Origin of the sequence: Klebsiella oxytoca NBRC 105695 (genome assembly GCF_001598695.1) — a bacterium.
GTDB lineage: Bacteria > Pseudomonadota > Gammaproteobacteria > Enterobacterales > Enterobacteriaceae > Klebsiella > Klebsiella oxytoca.
On sequence record NZ_BCZK01000001.1, the window covers coordinates 240,370 to 259,536 of the forward strand.

Annotated in this window: 19 protein-coding genes; 12 read left to right on the forward strand and 7 right to left on the reverse strand. The window is 54.0% G+C overall.

Annotated elements, in window-relative coordinates; genetic code table 11:
* Positions 1-211: 211 nt before the first annotated feature.
* The 5 genes from KO1_RS00955 to KO1_RS00975 all read left to right on the forward strand — a co-directional run bounded on the left by KO1_RS00955 (position 212) and on the right by KO1_RS00975 (position 5,207).
* On the forward strand, positions 212-1,636 hold the full coding sequence (locus tag KO1_RS00955) for a sugar porter family MFS transporter (protein WP_016809178.1): 1,425 nt from the start codon (positions 212-214) through the stop codon (positions 1,634-1,636).
* Positions 1,637-1,657: 21 nt separating this feature from the next.
* Positions 1,658-2,668, forward strand: coding sequence for a Gfo/Idh/MocA family protein (locus tag KO1_RS00960; RefSeq protein ID WP_004113905.1), 1,011 nt, complete (start codon positions 1,658-1,660; stop codon positions 2,666-2,668).
* A gap of 23 nt (positions 2,669-2,691) precedes the next feature.
* Positions 2,692-3,141, forward strand: coding sequence for a PTS mannitol transporter subunit IIA (locus KO1_RS00965; protein WP_004103610.1), 450 nt, complete (start codon positions 2,692-2,694; stop codon positions 3,139-3,141).
* Positions 3,138-4,079 (forward strand): sugar phosphate isomerase/epimerase family protein, encoded by a 942-nt coding sequence (locus KO1_RS00970; RefSeq protein WP_064406810.1) that lies wholly within the window; start codon positions 3,138-3,140, stop codon positions 4,077-4,079. Before KO1_RS00965 ends, KO1_RS00970 begins: the two co-directional genes overlap by 4 nt.
* 123 nt (positions 4,080-4,202) lie before the next feature.
* On the forward strand, positions 4,203-5,207 hold the full coding sequence (locus KO1_RS00975; RefSeq protein ID WP_004113902.1) for a LacI family DNA-binding transcriptional regulator: 1,005 nt from the start codon (positions 4,203-4,205) through the stop codon (positions 5,205-5,207).
* Here the strand turns inward: KO1_RS00975 and KO1_RS00980 are convergent.
* Positions 5,204-5,593 carry a tautomerase family protein gene (locus KO1_RS00980; RefSeq protein WP_064406811.1) on the reverse strand — a complete coding sequence of 130 codons (390 nt, stop codon included), beginning with the start codon at positions 5,591-5,593 and terminating at the stop codon, positions 5,204-5,206. The two genes, KO1_RS00975 and KO1_RS00980, sit on opposite strands and share 4 nt — an antisense overlap.
* Before the next feature lie 113 nt (positions 5,594-5,706).
* On the opposite strand from KO1_RS00980, the gene KO1_RS00985 reads away from it, so the two are divergent.
* Positions 5,707-6,624: a LysR family transcriptional regulator gene (locus KO1_RS00985; RefSeq protein WP_064344235.1), complete on the forward strand. Its 918-nt coding sequence runs from the start codon at positions 5,707-5,709 to the stop codon at positions 6,622-6,624.
* On the opposite strand, the gene KO1_RS00990 is transcribed toward KO1_RS00985, so the two are convergent.
* Positions 6,617-7,348, reverse strand: coding sequence for a lipoyl protein ligase domain-containing protein (locus KO1_RS00990; RefSeq protein WP_004103604.1), 732 nt, complete (start codon positions 7,346-7,348; stop codon positions 6,617-6,619). The genes KO1_RS00985 and KO1_RS00990 overlap by 8 nt on opposite strands.
* Before the next feature lie 9 nt (positions 7,349-7,357).
* On the reverse strand, positions 7,358-8,692 hold the full coding sequence (gene shiA / locus KO1_RS00995) for a shikimate transporter (protein ID WP_004113901.1): 1,335 nt from the start codon (positions 8,690-8,692) through the stop codon (positions 7,358-7,360).
* Positions 8,693-8,995: 303 nt separating this feature from the next.
* On the opposite strand from shiA, the gene KO1_RS01000 reads away from it, so the two are divergent.
* From KO1_RS01000 to KO1_RS01015, 4 genes are all read left to right on the forward strand, one after another.
* A complete protein-coding gene (locus tag KO1_RS01000) occupies positions 8,996-9,493 on the forward strand; it encodes a putative pterin-binding protein (RefSeq protein ID WP_004103602.1) in 498 nt (165 codons plus the stop codon).
* 10 nt (positions 9,494-9,503) lie between these two features.
* Complete coding sequence (locus KO1_RS01005) at positions 9,504-11,426, forward strand: putative bifunctional diguanylate cyclase/phosphodiesterase (protein ID WP_064406812.1); 1,923 nt, start codon at positions 9,504-9,506, stop codon at positions 11,424-11,426.
* A 210-nt stretch (positions 11,427-11,636) separates the two neighbouring features.
* Positions 11,637-11,969 carry a TehB family protein gene (locus KO1_RS01010; RefSeq protein WP_004103600.1) on the forward strand — a complete coding sequence of 111 codons (333 nt, stop codon included), beginning with the start codon at positions 11,637-11,639 and terminating at the stop codon, positions 11,967-11,969.
* Position 11,970: 1 nt separating this feature from the next.
* Positions 11,971-12,309 carry a DUF1869 domain-containing protein gene (locus KO1_RS01015; protein WP_004113900.1) on the forward strand — a complete coding sequence of 113 codons (339 nt, stop codon included), beginning with the start codon at positions 11,971-11,973 and terminating at the stop codon, positions 12,307-12,309.
* 118 nt (positions 12,310-12,427) lie between these two features.
* Here the strand turns inward: KO1_RS01015 and KO1_RS01020 are convergent, their stop codons facing one another.
* A complete protein-coding gene (locus tag KO1_RS01020; protein WP_047720886.1) occupies positions 12,428-13,126 on the reverse strand; it encodes a GntR family transcriptional regulator in 699 nt (232 codons plus the stop codon).
* Between the two features lie 259 nt (positions 13,127-13,385).
* On the opposite strand from KO1_RS01020, the gene KO1_RS01025 reads away from it, so the two are divergent.
* Together KO1_RS01025 and KO1_RS01030 are read left to right on the forward strand one after the other, a co-directional pair.
* Positions 13,386-14,921, forward strand: coding sequence for a PTS transporter subunit EIIC (locus KO1_RS01025; RefSeq protein WP_047720887.1), 1,536 nt, complete (start codon positions 13,386-13,388; stop codon positions 14,919-14,921).
* An 11-nt stretch (positions 14,922-14,932) separates the two neighbouring features.
* Positions 14,933-16,261, forward strand: coding sequence for a 6-phospho-alpha-glucosidase (locus tag KO1_RS01030; RefSeq protein WP_023321262.1), 1,329 nt, complete (start codon positions 14,933-14,935; stop codon positions 16,259-16,261).
* Positions 16,262-16,299: 38 nt separating this feature from the next.
* On the opposite strand, the gene KO1_RS01035 is transcribed toward KO1_RS01030, so the two are convergent.
* From KO1_RS01035 to fimG, 3 genes are read right to left on the reverse strand one after another with little or no spacing between them, the layout of a single operon-like run.
* Positions 16,300-17,757, reverse strand: a complete 1,458-nt coding sequence (locus tag KO1_RS01035) for an EAL domain-containing protein (protein ID WP_174545004.1) — start codon at positions 17,755-17,757, stop codon at positions 16,300-16,302.
* Positions 17,744-18,649 (reverse strand): fimbrial protein, encoded by a 906-nt coding sequence (locus KO1_RS01040; RefSeq protein ID WP_004103588.1) that lies wholly within the window; start codon positions 18,647-18,649, stop codon positions 17,744-17,746. The genes KO1_RS01035 and KO1_RS01040 overlap by 14 nt, the downstream gene beginning before the upstream one ends.
* A 17-nt stretch (positions 18,650-18,666) precedes the next feature.
* The gene (gene fimG / locus KO1_RS01045; RefSeq protein ID WP_004103586.1) at positions 18,667-19,167 is read right to left on the reverse strand and encodes a type 1 fimbrial minor subunit FimG; all 501 of its coding nucleotides are present in this window, start codon (positions 19,165-19,167) and stop codon (positions 18,667-18,669) included.

Below are 19,167 nucleotides of genomic sequence, written 5' to 3' on the forward strand. Positions count from 1 at the left end.
TGACGCCCTTAACGAAATGAATATTTCAAAATAACTTGTTATGGATTTTTTAATCCGTGAGAGTATAACAAGTTGTTAAATAATGCACCCGGGTGCAAAAAGGTGCAAATGTATTCCTGATGCCAGAACCTGCCGTATCTGGATCGGCAATGTGATCTTTTTATTCATAAAAACAAAACGATAGAACGCTCATCCCTGACAGGACAACAAAATGACCGATCATGTGATAACTGAAAGTCGTAAAACAGATAATGATAAGAAAATCAGATTAATAACCCTCGTCTCAACCATTGGTGGGCTGTGTTTTGGCTATGACACCGGGGTTATTTCCGGCGCGCTGATTTTCATGAAGAACGATCTTGGCCTCACTCCTCTGCAGGAAGGGCTGGTGACATCGTTTTTATTATTCGGCGCGGCAATCGGCTCCGTTGGCGGCGGCTGGCTGTCCGACCGCCAGGGGCGGCGGAAAAATATTCTGTGGGTAGCGGTGATTTTTATCTTTGGCGCCCTCGGTACCGCCGTCGCGTGGGATATGTCGTCGATGATAATCGCCCGCTTTATCCTCGGCCTGGCGGTTGGTTGTGCGTCAGTGACGGTGCCGATTTATATTTCAGAGCTGGCGCGGCCCGCGCAGCGTGAACGGCTGGTGACGGTCAACGAACTGATGATCGTCACCGGGCAATTTCTCGCTTACTCCGTCAACGCTTCCATCGTCAATTTCTATCCCGACATGTCGCACAACTGGCGGCTGATGCTGGCTATTCCGGCGCTGCCCGGCGCGCTGCTGTGGATTGGAATGCTGGTAATGCCGGAGTCTCCGCGCTTCTTCGTGCGTAAGGGGCAAATAGACAAAGCGGTTGCGGTGCTGAAAACGATTCGTCGGCCTGAAGAGGTGGAGCAGGAGATCCGCGATATCCAGCAGGTGAGTCAGATTGGCATCAACCATGGCCGATTTGTTGACGAGCTGAAGAAAAAATGGGTGCTGCAGCTGATTTTGATCGGGCTGATGATTGTGCTGGCAACGCGCGTAACCGGCGTGAATACCATTATGTACTACGCGCCGACGGTGCTGAAAGCCACCGGACTTGGCGATGCGGCGGCGGTGACCGGCGCCGTGGCTAATGGCGTCGTGTCTATTCTGGCCACGCTACTAGGGATGCTGTTAATTGGCAGGCATTCCCGACGGAAAATGTTCTTTACCGGACAGATCGGCGTCACCCTTAGCCTGGTGTTGATTGGTCTCTCGTTCAAGCTCTTCTTCCATATGGAAACCGTTGATGGCGTCAGTGGCTTGCACGCCAACTTTACCGGCGCCAGCTACATCATCCTTGCCCTGATGCTGATGTTTCTGACCTTTATGCAGGGTTGGATCGCACCGGTGTTCTGGCTGATGCTTGCGGAAATTTACCCGCTGCGGATGCGCGGTCTGGGTATGGGTTTTGCGGTATTCGGTTTATGGATATTTGACTTCATCATTCAGTCTATTTTCCCGATTTTACTCAACAGCTACGGCGGCGGAATGACCTTCGGTTTCTTCGCGGTAACCAACGTCATAATGCTGATTCTGCTGGTGAAGTTCCTGCCGGAAACCCGTGGCTTAACTCTTGAACAAATTGAACAAAAATTCAGATTCTGATTTAGCGACATGGAGGAATATATGACAGTTAATATCGGTTTAATTGGTTTAGGTATGATTGGGCGCGATCATCTCCAGCGTTTTCAGACGGTGATTCAGAACGCCAGGGTCAGCGCCGTCTGCGATATCAATCGTAATGTTACCGACACTATTGCCCGCGAATATGGCGCTCAACCCTATTACGATGCGGTCGAAATGATTCAATCGGACGACGTGGATGCGATCTTTATTTGTTCTATTGGTCCGGTACATAAAGAACAAATTCTGGCGGCCATCAAGGCAGGTAAACCGGTGTTTTGCGAAAAGCCGCTGACCCCAACCGCGGATGAAGCCAAAGCGATTATTGATGCTGAAGTGGCCTACGGCAAACGTATGCTGCAGCTGGGTTTTATGCGCCGTTTCGACCCAGGGTACAACCAGCTTAAAGCGACTCTGGATAGCGGTGAACTGGGGGAAATATTGCTCATCCATTGCGCACATCGCAACGCCTCCGTGCCAGAAAGCTACACCCTGGAGATGGCGATTAACGATTCGGCGACCCACGAGATCGATATTATCCGCTATCTGCTTAACGAAAATATCGTTTCGGTACGCGTCGATAAACCACAGAAGAAAACGCGCAGAGCCTGCGCGCATCTGCAGGATCCGTTGATTGTGATTTTTGAAACCGAATCCGGCGTACGTATTGATGATGAGCTGTTTGTTAACTGCGATTATGGTTACGACATTCGCTGTGAAGTGATTGGCGAAAATGCCATTAGCGCATTGACCGAACAGGCTCTCACCACCGTCCGTTCGGCACAGGGTTATAGCCGCGCTATCCCCAAAACCTGTATGGAACGTTTCGCCACCGCCTACGATCGCGAGGTGCAGAATTTCGTTGACCGGGTAAACCTGGGGGCGGAGATGAGCGGGCCATCATCGTGGGACGGATTTGTCGTGGCGATGGTATGCGATGCTGGCCTGGCATCGCTGAAGGATGGCGAAAAGCACGCGGTCTCTCTGCCGGAGTGTCCGGCGCTCTACCGCTGACCTATTAACGAAGGGAGAGGCGCATGTTAACGCTGAAACCAGAAGATATTTTTATTGGCTGTCGGGCGAATTCAAAGAAAAAGGCGCTGCGTATTGCCGCGGATTCCCTGCAGGCCAGCGGCTACGTCAGCGAGGGTTTTTTTGAATCGATGGTGGATCGCGAAAAGGCGCTCTCTACCTGGCTCGGGGCGGGAGTGGCGATGCCCCACTGTAGCAAAGAGGGGATCGACCTCGTGCGGCAAACCGGTTTCCAGCTGTTTCAGTTCCCGGATGGCGTGGGCTGGGGGGAGGGGAAAGTGGCTTTCCTTGTGGTCGCCGTGGCGGCAAAAAATAATGAACACATTGATGTTATAGCGGATCTGGCAGACCTGCTTGATGACGAAGTGAAAACCACGCTGCTGGCCAGCGCCGACAGCAAAGACGCGTTTATGCAGATCCTCGAAGGACACTCATTTAAGAAGGATAGAATATGAAACTGGCACTCTGTACCGATGTTCTCGCCGGCCTGGCGTTCCCGGAAATGCTCGATCGCGTCAAGCAGTACGGCATTACGGGCGTGGAGATGACCGTAGGCGGTTGGTCGCCCTGTCCACATGTTAAAACTGAAGAACTGCTGGCTTCTTCGGCAGCGCTGGCGGCGTTTCGCGGAGAACTGGAAAAGCGCGGAATGGAGATCGTTGCGCTGAACTGTTCGGGTAACCCGCTGGCCCCCGGCGCGCTGGGCGAGAAGCATACCGCCAGCAGCTATCGTACCGTCGAGCTGGCGGCAAAGCTGGGGGTGAAAAAGATTGTCATGATGAGCGGCCTGCCGGGCGGCGGGCCGGACGATAAAATCCCTAACTGGATCACCTCGACGGTTTCCTGGCCGGACTATATGCCAGGCGTGATCGATTACCAGTGGAACGAGGTTGCTATTCCCTGGTGGCAGGCTTTTACCCGCCATGCGGCTGAACACGGCATCGAACAGATTGCTCTCGAGGAATTCCCCAGCCAGCTGGTTTACAACCCGAGCACGCTGCTGCGCCTGCGCGATGCGGTTGGCGACATAATCGGCATGAATCTCGATCCGTCGCATCTGATCGCCATGGGGGCAGACCCGATTGCCGCAGCCCGTAAGCTTGAAGGGGTGATTTATCACGTCCACGGTAAAGACGCGCGTATTGAACGCGGGCTGGCGGATGTCGACGGCTTACTGGAATACCAGCCGGTCACGCAGACCAAAACCCGCACCTGGAACTACGTGGCGGTTGGCTGTGGACAGGATTTGAAGTGGTGGAAAGAGTTCTTCTCGGTGCTGCGCATGACCGGATATAACGGTTATGTGTCGCTGGAGATGGAGGACCTGACGATGAGCGTTGAAGCAGGGCTACGGACGTCGATTGATGCCCTCAACGCCACATTAAGTCAGTGACAACGGGCCGCGTTTTCCCTCCGGGGGGCGGGAGAACGCGGCGCGTTTTTTGTTGAGCGGATTCTATCTTGCTGTATTTTACGTTCTATTGGATGTTTTTTATCAGGAACGTTAAAACCGAGTATGAGCGCCCCAAAACGACAAAAAGCGACCGCCAGCGACGTTGCGTTACTGGCTGGCGTCTCCAAATGGACGGTTTCCCGGGCATTTACCCCCGGGGCCTCCATCCAGCCCAAAACCCGGGAAGAGGTGATGAAAGCCGCTAATATTCTGGGATATCGACCAAATTTACTGGCGCGTAGCCTGACGCAAAAGCAAACGCATATTATTGGCGTGGCGGTCGACGAGTTACGCAATCCCAACATGGTGCTGCTGCTTAACGAAGTGACTCGCCAGCTGCAGAATCGCGGCTACATGGCGCTGGTGATTAACGTCACCGATGAAGAAAATACCCGCACAGCGATGGCGCTGGCTTACCAGCTCCAGGTTGACGGTATCTTGTTTATGGCCACGGTGCTGACACCGGAACTTATCGCGATTGCCACTGAAATTCATCGCGTTCCGCTGGTGCAGATTGGCCGTAATACCGATCATCCGGAAATCCAGGTGGTCAATATCGATGGTCGGCTTGCCGGAAAGCAGCTTGCTGAACTGCTACTGGCGCAGGGGCATCGCACTTTTGGCTATATGAAGGGTCCGGATACCGCTTCCCACCATTTAATGAGGATGGAAGGATACGAAGCGGCGCTGGAGCAGGCAGGCTGCCGGCTTGATACTCTGCTGGTTGCCGGCCAGTATTTACGTACCCGGGGATATGCGGCGATGAGTGACTATCTGGACGCGACGCCCGCAGGCGAAAGAGTAGATGCCCTGTTTTGTGAAAACGATATTCTGGCGATAGGCGCGCTTCAGGCGCTGCGCGAGCGCGATTTAACGATGGGTATTGTCGGTTTCGATAATATCGATGAGGCGGCGGCGCCGGAATGGCAGCTAACGACCTACGATCAGCGACGGGAGCGGCTGGTGGAAGAGGCGTTGAATCGGCTCATTGATGCTGCTGAAGGGCCGACGGCGACGTGGCGCACCGGGGAACCCATCGTGCGCCAGTCGCATCGTCGGCAGAGCTAAAGGTCGCCGGTAATATACTGCGCTACGCCGTGAGCAAAACTCCAGTCCCCTTTGTGGTTGCTGATTACCGAGATCATGAGATCCTCGCCGCTCAGACCGCTGTGCTCCTCAAGCTCAGCCTGCAGAGTGGCATAAAAAAGCTGCTTCTGCGCTTCGCTGCGCGGGCTGGTATAAACCCTCACCACCACTATGTCCCGGCTTCGCGTCAGCCCCAGCCCGGTATCCTCAATAATCATATGGTGAGCTTTGTTTTCGTGAACAATCTGGTAGCGGTCACGCTCTGGCACCTTGAACGCCTGCACAACGGCGCGATGTGCCGCATCCAGCAGGGTTTTGATCTCGTTTTCGCTGCGTCCTTCAATGATATCAAACGTCAGTAATGGCATAGCAGATGGTCCTTATTGTCGGATTTACCTCGGTGAAAGAGATGCTACCTCGTGCTGAAGTCGGTAAAAACCGCTATATTTGAACTCATTGTTTTTCTCTGTGAACAATCATGATGAGCGAAATCCGCCCGGACATTTACTGGACCCACCTGTACTGGCTGACGGTACTGGAGGAGCAAAAAAGCTATACTCGCGCCGCGGAAAAGCTGGCGGTCAGCAAGTCCGCCATTAGCCAGAAAATAAGCGAACTGGAGCGAGTCACCGGCAAGACGCTGGTGCACCGCACCACCCGCAGCGTGACCCTAAGCGAAGATGGCCAGCGGCTGGTGGCGGAACTAAACGAACCGTTTGGGCAGATCCGCGAGATTTTTACCGGCACCTGCGATGATGAGGGCGGCCCGCTGCGCGGAACGCTGCGCCTTACCGCGCCGGTGGCGTTCTCTCGACAGCAGCTGGTTCCGGCCATCACGCCTTTTCTGCATCAGCACCCGCAGCTTCATCTGCAGCTGGAGGTGACCGATCGGCTGGTGTCGCTCGCCAGCGAAGGGTTTGATATTGCCATTCGCCACTGTCGTCGCGAGCTGCTGCCGGAGACCCACGTAGCCTGGCCGCTATGCCGTACGGCAACCCTGGTGGTCGCCTCGGCGGACTACATTCGTCGCTTTGGTCGCCCCGATTCGCCTGACGCGTTGCGTCAGCATCAATGCCTGACCTACCCGCGCGGGCCGCAAAGCCCGCACTGGACCTTTGAGCGCGACGACGAGCGGGTGAGCGTGAAGGTGCAGGGGCCATTTGCCACCAATAACAGCGAATCCCTGCGCGATGCGGTGCTGGCGGGGCTGGGAATTGCCTTACTGCCGGATTTTAGCGCCAGGGAGGCGATTGGCCGCGGGCTGGTACAGGAGCTCTTGCCGGAATGGCGGCCGGTGGATGTGTTTGCGGAAAGTCTCTACGTTATTCGCCCCTATGCGCCGCGCGTATCGCGGGCAGTTGAGACCTTTAGCCGCTATCTGAAGACGACCTTCAGCTAATATTCTGTAACTCCTGCACCAGCGCCTCGCGAAAGCGGGGGAGCAAATCGGCTGGTTGTGTCACAAGTTCGGCAAGCGTCACGGTTTTCTCGGCGCGGTATACCCGTCCGCTGCCGAGCCGGGCTTCGAAATCATTGGCCGCCCGATGGGCAGCCTGCAGCTCGACGTCCAGCAGGATCACCGCGTGCGCGAGGACCACATGGCCCCGTCCTGCCGGCATGGGGCGCCAGTACTGGGCCGTGCCGGCTATTTTTCGCACCTGCCCGCCTTCGCCGCAGGCCAGATTATAGCGACCATCGCAAAATGAACCGCTGACCGCCTGAAAGTGGCTGGCTACGCCAAAGGTTGAAAGCGTACGCTGCAACAGGCCGCAGAGGAAAAGATAAATCGGCTCTGCGGCTTCGCCCAGCGAGTGATAAACCGGCCAGGCCAGACTGAGATTGACAATTCCCGGCCCCTGCGGGACCAGGCCGCCGCCGGAGCGGCGCTGCCAGACCGGCCATCCCCGGCTGGCAAACTGCTCGCTTACCGCCGGGAGTTCGGCAAATTTGCGATAGCTTCCCGGCACCACAAATCCCTGCGGAGCCTGCCAGAGCTGGGCCACCGCTTCCCCGTCGCGTGCCCGGTCAAACAGCGGCTGCTCGGCAAGCGTCGGATCGGCGCAGTAGTGAAGCGGCAGCTGCTGGTGATGAAAGCGCTGCGGCCAGCAGGGCTCCTGAATCATGGCAACTCCTTAAAGCGGTTCATCGCCGTGGCGACAAGGTTTGATCAGCATCGCCGTAAGGGCAGATAGCAGGCAACCTACGGTCAAATAAATCGCAACGCTATGCCAGGAGCCTCCGGATAGGGTGACCAGAGCGGCGGCAATAAACGGCGTAAAACCGCCGCCGACGACGCTGGCGACCTGATATCCCACTCCGGCCCCGCTGTAGCGATAGCTGGCGCCGAACATTTCGGTAAACATCGGCTGCTGGACGCAAACCACCATGTCGTGCGCAATATTCGCCAGCATGAGCGCGAAAAACAGGATCCAGAAGTATGACTGGCTTTCGAGCGCCATAAAGAACGGGAAACCGCTGAGGGTGCCGATCAGCGCTCCGGTGATATAGACGCGGCGTCGGCCAAAGCGATCCGCCAGCCAGGCGAAGCAGGGGATCGTCAGACAGCTGATAGCCCCGACAAGCAGGCCAATGTTAAGAAACAGCTCGCGCGGCAGGCCGAGATTCTGCGTGGAGTAGTTAAGCGCGAAGGCGGTGACGATATACATTGTCAGCAGTTCGCACAGGCGCAGACCGATAATCATTAAGAACGCGCCCGGATGGCGGAACAGCGCTTCTACTACCGGCAGACGCTTTTTCTGCGGCTGTTGCTGCTGTTCGCGCTGCTGCTGTTCAAATTCGGCAGATTCCGCCATGCCGTTGCGGATCCAGAGCGCCGCCAGCACCAGCACGACGCTAAACAAGAACGGCAGACGCCAGCCCCAGCTAAGGAACTGCGCATCGGTGGTACAGGCGCTTATCAGCGACACCAGCCCCGTTGAGAGCAGCAATCCGACGCCATAACCCACCTGCACGCCACTGCTGTAGAACGCTTTCTTATTTTTCGGCGCGCTCTCAACCGCCAGCAGCGCCGCGCCGCCCCACTCTCCGCCCACCGCAAAACCCTGTACGGCGCGCAGCAGAACCAGCAGAACTGGCGCCCACCAGCCTATCTGGTTGAACGAGGGCAGGAGACCGATGCAGGCGGTAGCGATCCCCATCATCCACACCGTCATCATCAGCATGCGTTTGCGCCCGAGGCGATCGCCGAAATGACCGAAGATAATGCCGCCCAGCGGGCGAAAGAGGAAACCGACGCCGAAGGTGGCAAACGCGGCGAGGGTACCCATTGCCGGGCTGATTTGCGGGAAAAACTCCCGGTTAAATACCAGCGCGGCGGTGATGCCATAGAGAAGAAAGTCGTACCAGTCGACCACGGCCCCGGCGAAGCTGCCCCAGGCCGCTCTGCGGGCGCGGTTGAGAGAACATGCCTCCTTGCCGGGGCCCTGAGAAATTAACGTTGATTCCATACCTGTCCTGTCTGTTGCTGAGTTTCTAATTATTGGAATGAGACGCTTTCCGAATTCGCGCCTGTCCTGAGACTACCGCGCAGAAGGGCAAGTGAAAAGATTTTTACCTGCTCTGCGTGTTTAAAGGCATTAAGCGTTTGCCTGACCGGCCGGGTGCAGCCCGGCTGGGCCGTTCGGAATGCGAGCTTAGGACTTGGCTTATTGTGTTTAATTTAAATTTTTGTACCCGTTGAGGACACCTTTTAAGAAATGACTTAAATGGTTTACAATTAACAAGTCTCCAATTTCGGAAGGGTGAGTTAAATGCGTTTAATTTTTGCAGCTTTATTTTGTGTCATGGTTTTGCCTTCCGCTTTTGCAGAAAAACTGCCGGCGCCCGTGGGTAAACCCGTTTTAACTATTTCCGGCCTGATTACTAATACGAATGAGGGCGATACCGCCGTTTTTGATGTGGCGGCACTGGAAAAACTGGGCATGGAAACGATCGTAACAACCACCCCGTGGTATTCGGGAAAGGTTCGCTTTGACGGCGTTTCCCTCAGTAAACTCATGGATTTAGTCGGTGCCAAAGGCAAGTCGGCGCGGGTGCTGGCGCTGAATGATTACACCACCATTGTTCCCATCGATGACTTTCATAAATTTCCAGTAATTTTGGCTTTAAAAATGAACGGCGAATATATGCGCATTCGTGATAAAGGGCCTTTATTTATTGTTTATCCCTACGACAGTAGCCCGGAATTGCAGAATCAGATTTATTATTCCCGTTCGGCATGGCAGGTTTCGAAGATAATAATTGAGTAAGGGTTTGATCTTGAATCGAATACTCACTGCCATTATTTTGTCGCTCTTCATTGTGACCGGTTACATTACTTATCTGGTCCATGAGCGGCAAAGTGAGCTGCAAAAATTAACCCGTTATACTGATTCGTGGTCCGTTTCCCAGATAGTCTCCGAGTACATGCGTCTTGAGGCGCGACTGAGTGCGATGGGACTGGAGGTAAAGGGAAGCGACCACGATGAGGTGCGCCTGCGTCTGGAAATCATGATGAGCCAGATTGCGCTGCTGCAGCAGGGTGATTTGGGAAAGTTTATCGGCAAAGATCCTCATCGTAAGGCGATAGTTGACAGCCTGATTACTCTTCTGGACCGGCTGGATAAGCAGCTGGATACCATGACGACAGCACAGCTGAAGCTGATGTTACAAGAAATGAGCACCCTGGACGGGCCGTTGACCTCGCTCGCGTCCACCTCTCTCGCCCAGGATTTTAATCTGGTTAATCTCACCCACGATAAAATACAGAACCTCTATTACATCTATTCGGCCATTTCTATTCTGCTGATTATTCTCTGTATCACGCTCGGGATGTTGATGCTGAAGCAGAATAACACCCTGCGTCGCGCTCACGTGCGGATGAAATTACTGGCTACCGATCTGCAGGCTTCCAAAGAAAAGCTACAGGTGCAAAACCGTCGGCTGCAGTACGATGCTTATCATGATTCGCTGACCGGGATGCCCAACCGGCTCTCTTTCTGGCAACGCCTGCAGGAGGTGGTTAACCAGGTGCGGCCCTATCACGGCTCGGCGGTGGTTATGTTGTTCGATCTGGATAATTTCAAGGACGTCAACGACACGCAGGGTCATGACGCCGGAGATAAGCTATTGCAGGATTTGGCCAGCCGTCTCTCATTTTTTCGTAAAACGTCAGAAACGCTGTACCGACTGGGGGGAGACGAATTTGCTCTGGTGACCCACGATCTTAGCGAAGAGATGGCGCTGGAGCGGGCAACGGTGATCCGGGAAAAGATTAGCCAGCCGTATCAGATTTACGACTCGCAGATTCAGATCGGCGCCTGTATCGGGATTGTCATCTCTGACGGAGAAAGCCGCACCGACTATTTATACAAATGCGCCGACCTGGCGCTGTATGAAGCGAAAAAAGAGGGCTCCGGTTACGTCCAGATATTCCGCCCCGGTATGCTTCAGCGCCAGCAGGAGAATAAATCTTTCGAAGATGACCTGATGCAGGCGCTCGAGAGAGGGGAGTTCAGGGTTTACTATCAGCCGATTGCCGATGCCATGAATGGTGAAATCTACGGCTATGAAGCGCTGGTTCGATGGTTTCATCCGCTACGCGGCAGCGTTCCGCCGACGGAATTTATCCCGGTGGCGGAGAAAATCGGCCTGATTAATGCGTTGGGCGAGTGGGTATTGAAAACCGCCTGTGAAGCGGCCGCCAGCTGGTCGTCGCCGCTCAAAGTGTCGGTTAACGTGTCGCCGGTTCAGTTAATGAACAGTTCACTGACCGATACCGTGGTAACCATCTTAAGAACAACCGGGCTGGATCCGTATCGGCTGGATTTGGAAATTACCGAGTCTGACGTATTTAATGAAAATACCCGCTCGTTAGAGATCCTGAGCCAGCTGCGTGAGCTTGGCGTGCAGATCTCTATTGACGACTTTGGTACCGGCTATTCGTCGCTCTCGCGTTTAAGCTATTTCCCGTTTGATAAGATAAAAATCGATCGATCATTTGTTATTAATATCCCCCATCAGCAAGACGATCTGGATATCGTGCGCCTGATCATCAGCATGGGTAAAAGCCTGCATATGCGAATTGTGGCAGAAGGCGTCGAAACGGAAGAACAGCTGACGTCGTTACGAAAATTAGGTTGTGATCTGGTTCAGGGCTATTTGATCGGTAAACCGGGGCCGCTTACTTCAGCAGGGAAATAAGTCATTTGTGTTTATTTGCGGGCGACTTTAGCGTAGCTGAATTCGCCCGTATTTATTTTAGTAAGTGGTCTAATCCCTAATGGGTAGAAATAGAGGGGGGAAACGATTTTGATAAAAAATAATACCCCCAGTGATTAAAAGGGGTATATGATATGCAACATATTTTCCTGTTTTCGGCCCCGTGCAGCGGGCGTAAAGAGAGGCAGAATCATGCAGCGAATCATCATCCCGACCCACTATGTGCATACCCGTAGCACCCCGCTGTGGACAAAAGAGACGGCGCCAGCGTCGATCTGGAAGCGGCATCTGGACGCGGGCACCCGGCAGGGCGTCTACCCACGACTGTCGGTGATGCGCGGCGCGATACGCTATCTGGGCTACGCTGATGAGACCAGCCCGGATCCGGTCGAAACCCTGACCATTGCTGAAGGGGAGTTTGGCGTTTTCCCACCCGAAAAATGGCACTGCATTGAGGCGTTAACGGAAGACACCGTATTTAACGTCGACTTTTACGTTGATCCTAAAATTCTTATCGAGGGATAATATGAACAGTGAAAATAAAGGTTATGCGTTAGCGGTAATCAACGGCAATAATAAAGATAAAAAAGAAAAAGTGTATCTTAAGCCCATGGCCCTGTACGTGCCTGATATCGCAGCGCAGGCCATCGCTGAGCTTATTTCTGATCTCTCAGTCGATAACGCCGGGGATAAGGGATTTATCGTAACGGTAACCAACAATAATAATGGCGTGTCGGTCGACAGTGAATTTGCAACTTTGGCTGAATTGCAGGATCCGCAGACGGCTGCCGATGCGGTAAAAGATCTGATTAATATCGTGCGCGGCTACGAGTCCGACGAAGAGACTAACGTCTGCGGCTGGTAAGCGTAACGGAGCCGAACCGCCAGCTGCCGCTTCGCAACCTTGCCGCAGACCTGCTGGCGGGCATCACGGCTGAGAGACGCGCCGCTGGAGAAGCCGAAACCCCGGCCTTAACTATTCTTCAACGGCGAGTGATATGTTTTACATTGTATTTATTGGTATTTTGGTATATATCGGATAAATCGACGATGAGATTATTCTGCGCATAGCTGATCGATTGCACGCGTAGCAGCAGGCTGTTTTGCGCAACCTGCAGGAGTTCCGCTTGTTCGCGGGTGGCCAGAACCGGGGAATAGTTACGGTGGCTTTCCAGAATGGTGATGTTGCACTCCTTCTTAAAGTAGTTAAATTTTGACCTTTCCAGATTTCCGATGCTAAGCCATGGGAAAATCGCTACCGGTATATAGCTGTTTTCTATCAGAATGGGCACGTCATCAATCATCCGAATGCGCCTGACATAATAGACTTTTTCTCCGGGCTCAATTTTTAACTGTTGTGCGATGGCCAGAGGCGCATCGAGCATAGTGAACTCGATGACCTTGTTGCGATAGTTAGTCTCGCCAACGATATGCATCTGATAGTTGAACCCATCAAGCTCCCCGCCGTGATAATTGCTCTTTCGCGCAACGTATGAACCGCTGCCGTGGCGTTTGACGATCAATTTTTCCCTTTCCAGCAGCGTTAGCGCTTTGCGGATGGTCATCACTGATACCTGTAGCTCGCTGGCTAACGCTTTCTCGCTCGGTAACGCATCTCCGACTTCAAACTCATCGCTGTTGATGCGATTTTTCAGCCGTTCGGCAATGGATTTGTATATCACTTATAGATGTCTCATGGCGAAGTGAATTGTTGGCGAATAAATGTAACTATATGATTTTTAGATTAAATATTTTCATTCGCAAGGTGTTCATAAACTGGTCATCTAGTTATTTGTTTTTATTTATATATCTATTACTTCCGAAGATATATGACTTTCATCACAAATGACACTTTATCTCCTCTGATTAATCCCCTCTGGCGCATAGGCTGATTCGCAAGTTCTGAGCGCTGGCAGTCGATAAGCAGGAGAGGGGAAGAGGATGATCGGGGTAAAAAAATTACAAGATTTTTCCAGGGCGATGATTGGGCCGATTTTATATCTGCCGGTTGTGGGTCTGTTGATTGCGTTGCTCAGTATGACCACCAATAAATTATGGGTGGCAGAAGACAGCTCGCTTTTCCTGCTGGGGAAATATGCTTCCAGTATGCTCTGGGCAATCATGAACAATCTTGGCTTCTTCTTTTGCCTCGGTCTGGCGAGCGGGCTGGCAAAAACTCGCAAAGCGGAAGCCGCGTTTGTCGCCGCAATGACCTGGTTTATGTACCTGGCGGCCAACAATAGCTGGCTTACTCTGACCAGGCGGCTTGTTGAGGGGAGCAGCAACGCGCAGCTTTACGGCAGCGGGCAAACCTTTATTTTCGGTTTCCAGGTCATCGATATGGGCGTGTTTCTTGGCATCATTCTGGGCTGCGCGGTGGCTTTCATTCATAACCGCTTTGTCGATATCGAGTTTCGCGGCGCATTCTCAATTTATGGCAACAGCAAGCTGGTTCTGATCGTAATGATCCCGCTGGTCGGCGTGTTTGCCATCGCCACGGTCTATTTCTGGCCAATTGTTGAACACGGTATATCGGCGCTGACCGGCGTCATGAAAACTTTCGGCGCCGCCGGCGTTTTTCTGTATGGTTTTCTCAATCGTTTTCTTATCCCGACCGGTTTACATCATCTCATTTGGTCACCCTTCGTTTTTACCTCTATTGGCGGACAGCTGTTAATTGATGGGCAGACGATAGTCGGGGCAAAGCCCATTTTCCTCGCTGAAATTGCCGATAACACCGGGGGAGCGTTAAGCGACTCGGCGCGATTCCTGACTTATGGAATGGTCAAAATGTTTGGCACGGCCGGAATGGCCCTGGCCTTTTATAAGACGGCGAAACCTGAAAATAAACAAAAGTTGAAAGTCACGCTTATCCCGCTGATTGTGACCTCCTTCCTCGTCGGGATAACCGAACCTTTTGAGTTTTTATTTATCTTCACCGCACCGGTGTTATGGCTGGTTTATTCGTTAGTGGATGGCTTTTTCCAGATGCTGGCGTGGCTGCTCGATGTTCGGGTCTGCGCAACCAACGGCATTATCGATTTTATTGTTTATAACATACCGGCGGGAGCCCATCTGACGCGCTGGCCTGTTTTTGTCGCCCTGGGGTTAGCGGAAACAGCGGCGATGTATTTTATCGGTAAATTCCTGATTCTGCGTTTCAGGATGCGCACGCCAGGCCAGGAACAACAGGATGAGGCGCTAAGCCGAGCGGCGAGCGCAAGCGTCCCAGCTAAGGCTTCCGGTGAACAGGTCATTCTGGGGCTTGGCGGGAAAGACAATGTGTGTTCTGTCGGCAATTGTTTTACCCGACTTCGGGTTGACGTGCGGGACCCGGCATTAATTCAGGAACATATTCTGAAAACCAGCGGCGGTACCAGCGTCATTATCAAAGGTAATCACGTTCAGGTTATTTATGGTTTAGGGGTGAATAAAATCCGTAATGCTGTGGATCGCTATTTAGATGTACATGAATAATGAGGTGGAAGATGCAAAATAAATTTGTTGTTACGATAGCTGGCGGCGGCAGTACCTATACTCCAGGGATTATTATGATGCTGCTGGAAAATATGGACAGATTTCCGCTGAGCGAAATTCGTCTCTATGATAATCATCACGATCGCCAGCGCGTGATCGGTGAAGCGTGCGCGATTCTGGTGGCTGAACGTTATCCGCAAGTGGCTTTTAGCTACACCACCGATCCGCAGGAAGCTTTTACCGGCGTTGATTTTGTGATGGCCCATATTCGCGTCGGCCTCTACGAGATGCGTGAAAAGGACGAGAAAATACCGCTTAAGCATGGCGTGATTGGCCAGGAAACCTGTGGCCCTGGCGGTATCGCTTATGGTATGCGTTCCATTGCCGGGGTACTTGAACTGGTTGACTATATGGAAACGTACTCCCCCGGCGCGTGGATGCTCAACTATTCCAATCCTGCGGCGATCGTTGCCGAGGCCACTCGTCGATTACGGCCAGCGGCTAAAATTATTAATATCTGCGATATGCCGGTGGCAATTGAAGGATTATTCGCCGATATCCTTGGTCTGAAATCACGTAAAGAGATGAACGTGCGTTATTTCGGCCTCAACCATTTCGGCTGGTGGACCAGCATTACCGATAAGGCCGGTAATGATTTAATGCCGACGTTAAAAAAGCATGTGTCTGAGCTGGGGTATTGCAGTCCGAAAGAGGATTTTCAGCACAAAGCGCCAAGCTGGATTGAGACCTTCAAAAAGGTGAAGGACGTCTTTGCGCTGGATACCGACACGTTGCCCAATACCTACCTAAAATACTATTTTTATGCCGACTACGAGGTAGCTCACTCGGACCCGAACTTTACGCGCGCAAATGAGGTGATGGCCGGGAGAGAGAAAGAGGTATTCGATATGGCGAAAGACATTGTTGCCCGGCGGAGCGCCAAAGCGGCGCATTTCCATGCCGGGGCGCATGCCACCTTTATTGTCGATCTCGCCTGCGCCATCGCCTTTAATACCCAGGAAAGAATGCTGTTGATTGTAGAGAACAACGGCGCTATCGCGAATTTTGACGAGACCGCGATGGTTGAAGTGCCTTGCCTGGTCGGCGTTAACGGTCCCGAACCGCTGGCGATGGGAAAAATACCGCTGTTTCAAAAGGGGCTGATGGAGCAGCAGGTCGCGGTGGAAAAACTGGTTGTCGACGCCTGGGTTGAAGGAAGCTACCAAAAGCTCTGGCAGGCGTTGACCTTGTCCAAAACGGTTCCGAGCGCGTCGGTTGCGAAAGCTATTCTCGATGAACTGATCGAGGCCAATCGTGGTTACTGGCCGGAGCTGAGCTAAAGTGCCGCTAACGCCCGATGTATTTCATCGGGCGTTACCTACACTGCGATGCCGGACGGATACTCCGCTTCGCCGGAGAGTTGCTGTATGATCTCCGCCACGTTTTCTCTGCCAACCGGCGCCGAGATGGCGTTTCCCTGAAAATGGTCGACTCCCAGCGTTTTCAGTTTGTTGAATTTCTCCAGGCTATCTACGCCTTCGGCAATACAGCGGCTGCCGATCAGCCGGCAGTAGTAGATGAGGCTTTTAATCAGCGCCAGGGCGTGCGCATCGCGCTGCATATCATTGATGATGCCCATATCCAGCTTGTAGGCGTTGAACGTCAACGCCCGCACCGGGAACAGCACGCTGCTTTGCGAGAAGCAGTCATCAAGCATAATTCGGAAGCCGCGCTGCTGTAGCCGGGCCATATTTCCGGCTATTTTCCCGTGGCGGCTGAGGTCGGCATTTTCGGCAAGCTCCAGCACCAGCCGCGGCGATATTTGCGGCTGACGCAACTGCTGGCGCGCGGTTTCCATCATGCGAATCAGGTTTTCATTGCTGGCGACAGCCGCGGGAATATTCACCGCGAAATAAAATTCACCACTGTACAGATTGATATTCTGCACGGCTTCCTGCAGCACAAACGCGGTGAGCACCAGCCACGCATATTCCGAGCGTAGCTGCGGTAAAAAATCAGCGGGAAACAAAACGCTGCCGTTCCGGCGCCAGCGGACAAGGATCTCCATCCCCCTTAGCTGACGATGTTCATCAGTTATGGGCTGGAAAACCGGGAAAATTTGTCGGCTATGGATTGCATGGACAAATTCACGCTCGAAAGCGCATAGGGCGGCGATGGGCTCGCTTTTCTGTTCTCTTATCTGACTGCCGGGAAAGCGGGCGGCCATCTGCGGGTGGTGTTCCACCATTTTTTTCAATCCTGCGGTTCTTTGATTGTAGAGCGTCTTGTGGCTGATGCCGCGGCGTTTGGCCTGATCGCTGGCGCGGTATCCGCAGAGCAAACCGAGGATGGCGTTCAGCTCCGGTCGGGTTAGCCCGGCAGGGCGCTTACCCAATGCCCGCGCTTCTTCATCTGCCAGCTGTTCAAGGGAAGGATATCCCTCGGGTATGACGTCGCGCAGTAGCGCCGCCAGACAGGGGACCGGGAGGTCGGAGGCGGCCGCCCGCACCGCGGAAAGCTGACGCCGCTCTGCGACCTGGTGTAGCAGGGTGGACCATAGCCAACTGGCCGGGCTGCGGCTGAGAAACAGCATCGGTAGCGGCGTTGCGGACTGTTCCAGCAGCATAGCGGCACGCTTCAGGGTTGAGAGTAGCCGAACAGGGGATTCAGGGAGAAACACCACCAGACGGCGTACGTCAGGGGGCAGCGTCGGTGACGCTGAGGTTAACACCACGGGCCGGGCGCCCCCGTCTTCCATCAACCGCACCAGGCCCTCTGTGACCAGCGAACAGGGCGACAGGATGCCGTCACTCTCCGGGAGGTTATTCGTAAACAAAAGTCACCCCGATAATTGACTGCACATTACCCGCGGTCACCTGTCCGCTGGTGCGCGCATAGTTGGCGGTTAAGCCAAGGCTGACCGCCGAGGTTCCCACGTTGCCTAACGACACCGTGGTATTCGCGGGAACGACGCTGCCGTTGCGCGTCAACTGAACGCCAACCCCCAGAGCCGGAGAGGCCGATGCGGTATTGGTAAATATCGAATTGGCCGCGTTCTCCGTAGTACCGGAGAGGTAGTAGCCCAGATTCTGGTTTTGCGCGCAGTAAACCGTTAGCGGAATGGCGGCCGAAGCGGGATATTCCGGCAGCGTCACCGTCACATCGCGAGCAGAAACGTCGCAGCCGCCGGTTGGCACCACGACATCGTTGTTGGCGTATATGTTCCACACGAACTGGAAGTCGTCGTTATCCTTGTTATTGGTCTGGCGCAGGATCAGGACAGCGATTAGCGAACCGGCGGAAATGGCGACCCCACCTGCGCTGCTGACGGGCGTCAGATAGAGAACGGTAGGCCAGGGTCTATCGACTATCGAGTTGTAGGTCATCCGCGCCGTTTCGCTGGTGGTGGGGAACGGGTAGCTGGTGCCGTTATACCTGACGGTACCGGAAAAGCTCGACAGCACGCCGCCATAGGCCGATCCGCGCTGGAGCGTCACGTAATCGGTCATGGTTTCCGGAAAATCGTTATGACAAAAAATCTGTGTCGAAAGATCCACGACCAGGTTCTGCCCGACGCTGACCGCCGGCGCAAGGTTTACGTACACGTTCGCCGAGCCGCCGCCGATGGGAATGGTCACGCCCGCCGCGGTTTTACAGGCGAAAGACCAGGCGTTAAACGACCAGCCTGCCAGCAGCAGCGTCATCAGCAGGGGGATTATCTTTTTCATTACTCTGTTCTCCTGGCTCAGGCGTAGGTATAGGTGACGTTAATCACCGCCTGAATCGTTCCCTGGGTAGCGCCGCCGTTGACCGTTAGCGCTCTGACCTGTAGCGGGAAGCTGGCGGACTGGGTGGCGTCATCCACCTGGACCTCTTTTCTCGCGCCGGTGTTCAGCGTGGTGCCGCCATTGTCCTGCAGCTCAAGCTGGATGTTGCCGGCGGTACCCTGGTTTTTGTAGTAGCCGGTGGCGTCCGCCGTGCCGCTAAAGCTGGCGGTGACCCGCGAGGTGCCGACCGGACAGTTGCTGAGGTTAAGCGCCACGCTGTGCCAGGGTGAGGAAGAGCCGGCGGAGACCAGGCTAAAGGTATAAAGATCGCCGAGATCGACGGTGGCGTTAGCGGTGGAGACCGTGCAGGGTTTAGCCACCACTTTGCCGTTAACGGTAATAGTCACGTCGGCGGCGCGGGGGGCGCTGGCGAAGGCCATCATTACCGCCAGCAGCCAGGGTGCATGAGTCCATTTCAT

What these genes read in the sequence shown, in the direction of transcription:
- KO1_RS00970 (WP_064406810.1), top strand. Translation starts at nt 3,138, where the DNA reads ATGAAACTGGCACTCTGTACCGATGTTCTCGCCGGCCTGGCGTTCCCG.
- KO1_RS01040 (WP_004103588.1), bottom strand. Translation starts at nt 18,649, where the DNA reads ATGAAAAAGATAATCCCCCTGCTGATGACGCTGCTGCTGGCAGGCTGG.
- KO1_RS01010 (WP_004103600.1), top strand. Translation starts at nt 11,637, where the DNA reads ATGCAGCGAATCATCATCCCGACCCACTATGTGCATACCCGTAGCACC.
- KO1_RS00960 (WP_004113905.1), top strand. Translation starts at nt 1,658, where the DNA reads ATGACAGTTAATATCGGTTTAATTGGTTTAGGTATGATTGGGCGCGAT.
- KO1_RS00990 (WP_004103604.1), bottom strand. Translation starts at nt 7,348, where the DNA reads ATGATTCAGGAGCCCTGCTGGCCGCAGCGCTTTCATCACCAGCAGCTG.
- KO1_RS01000 (WP_004103602.1), top strand. Translation starts at nt 8,996, where the DNA reads ATGCGTTTAATTTTTGCAGCTTTATTTTGTGTCATGGTTTTGCCTTCC.
- KO1_RS01025 (WP_047720887.1), top strand. Translation starts at nt 13,386, where the DNA reads ATGATCGGGGTAAAAAAATTACAAGATTTTTCCAGGGCGATGATTGGG.
- KO1_RS00955 (WP_016809178.1), top strand. Translation starts at nt 212, where the DNA reads ATGACCGATCATGTGATAACTGAAAGTCGTAAAACAGATAATGATAAG.
- KO1_RS00985 (WP_064344235.1), top strand. Translation starts at nt 5,707, where the DNA reads ATGAGCGAAATCCGCCCGGACATTTACTGGACCCACCTGTACTGGCTG.
- KO1_RS01030 (WP_023321262.1), top strand. Translation starts at nt 14,933, where the DNA reads ATGCAAAATAAATTTGTTGTTACGATAGCTGGCGGCGGCAGTACCTAT.
- fimG (WP_004103586.1), bottom strand. Translation starts at nt 19,167, where the DNA reads ATGAAATGGACTCATGCACCCTGGCTGCTGGCGGTAATGATGGCCTTC.
- KO1_RS00980 (WP_064406811.1), bottom strand. Translation starts at nt 5,593, where the DNA reads ATGCCATTACTGACGTTTGATATCATTGAAGGACGCAGCGAAAACGAG.
- KO1_RS01015 (WP_004113900.1), top strand. Translation starts at nt 11,971, where the DNA reads ATGAACAGTGAAAATAAAGGTTATGCGTTAGCGGTAATCAACGGCAAT.
- shiA (WP_004113901.1), bottom strand. Translation starts at nt 8,692, where the DNA reads ATGGAATCAACGTTAATTTCTCAGGGCCCCGGCAAGGAGGCATGTTCT.
- KO1_RS00975 (WP_004113902.1), top strand. Translation starts at nt 4,203, where the DNA reads ATGAGCGCCCCAAAACGACAAAAAGCGACCGCCAGCGACGTTGCGTTA.
- KO1_RS00965 (WP_004103610.1), top strand. Translation starts at nt 2,692, where the DNA reads ATGTTAACGCTGAAACCAGAAGATATTTTTATTGGCTGTCGGGCGAAT.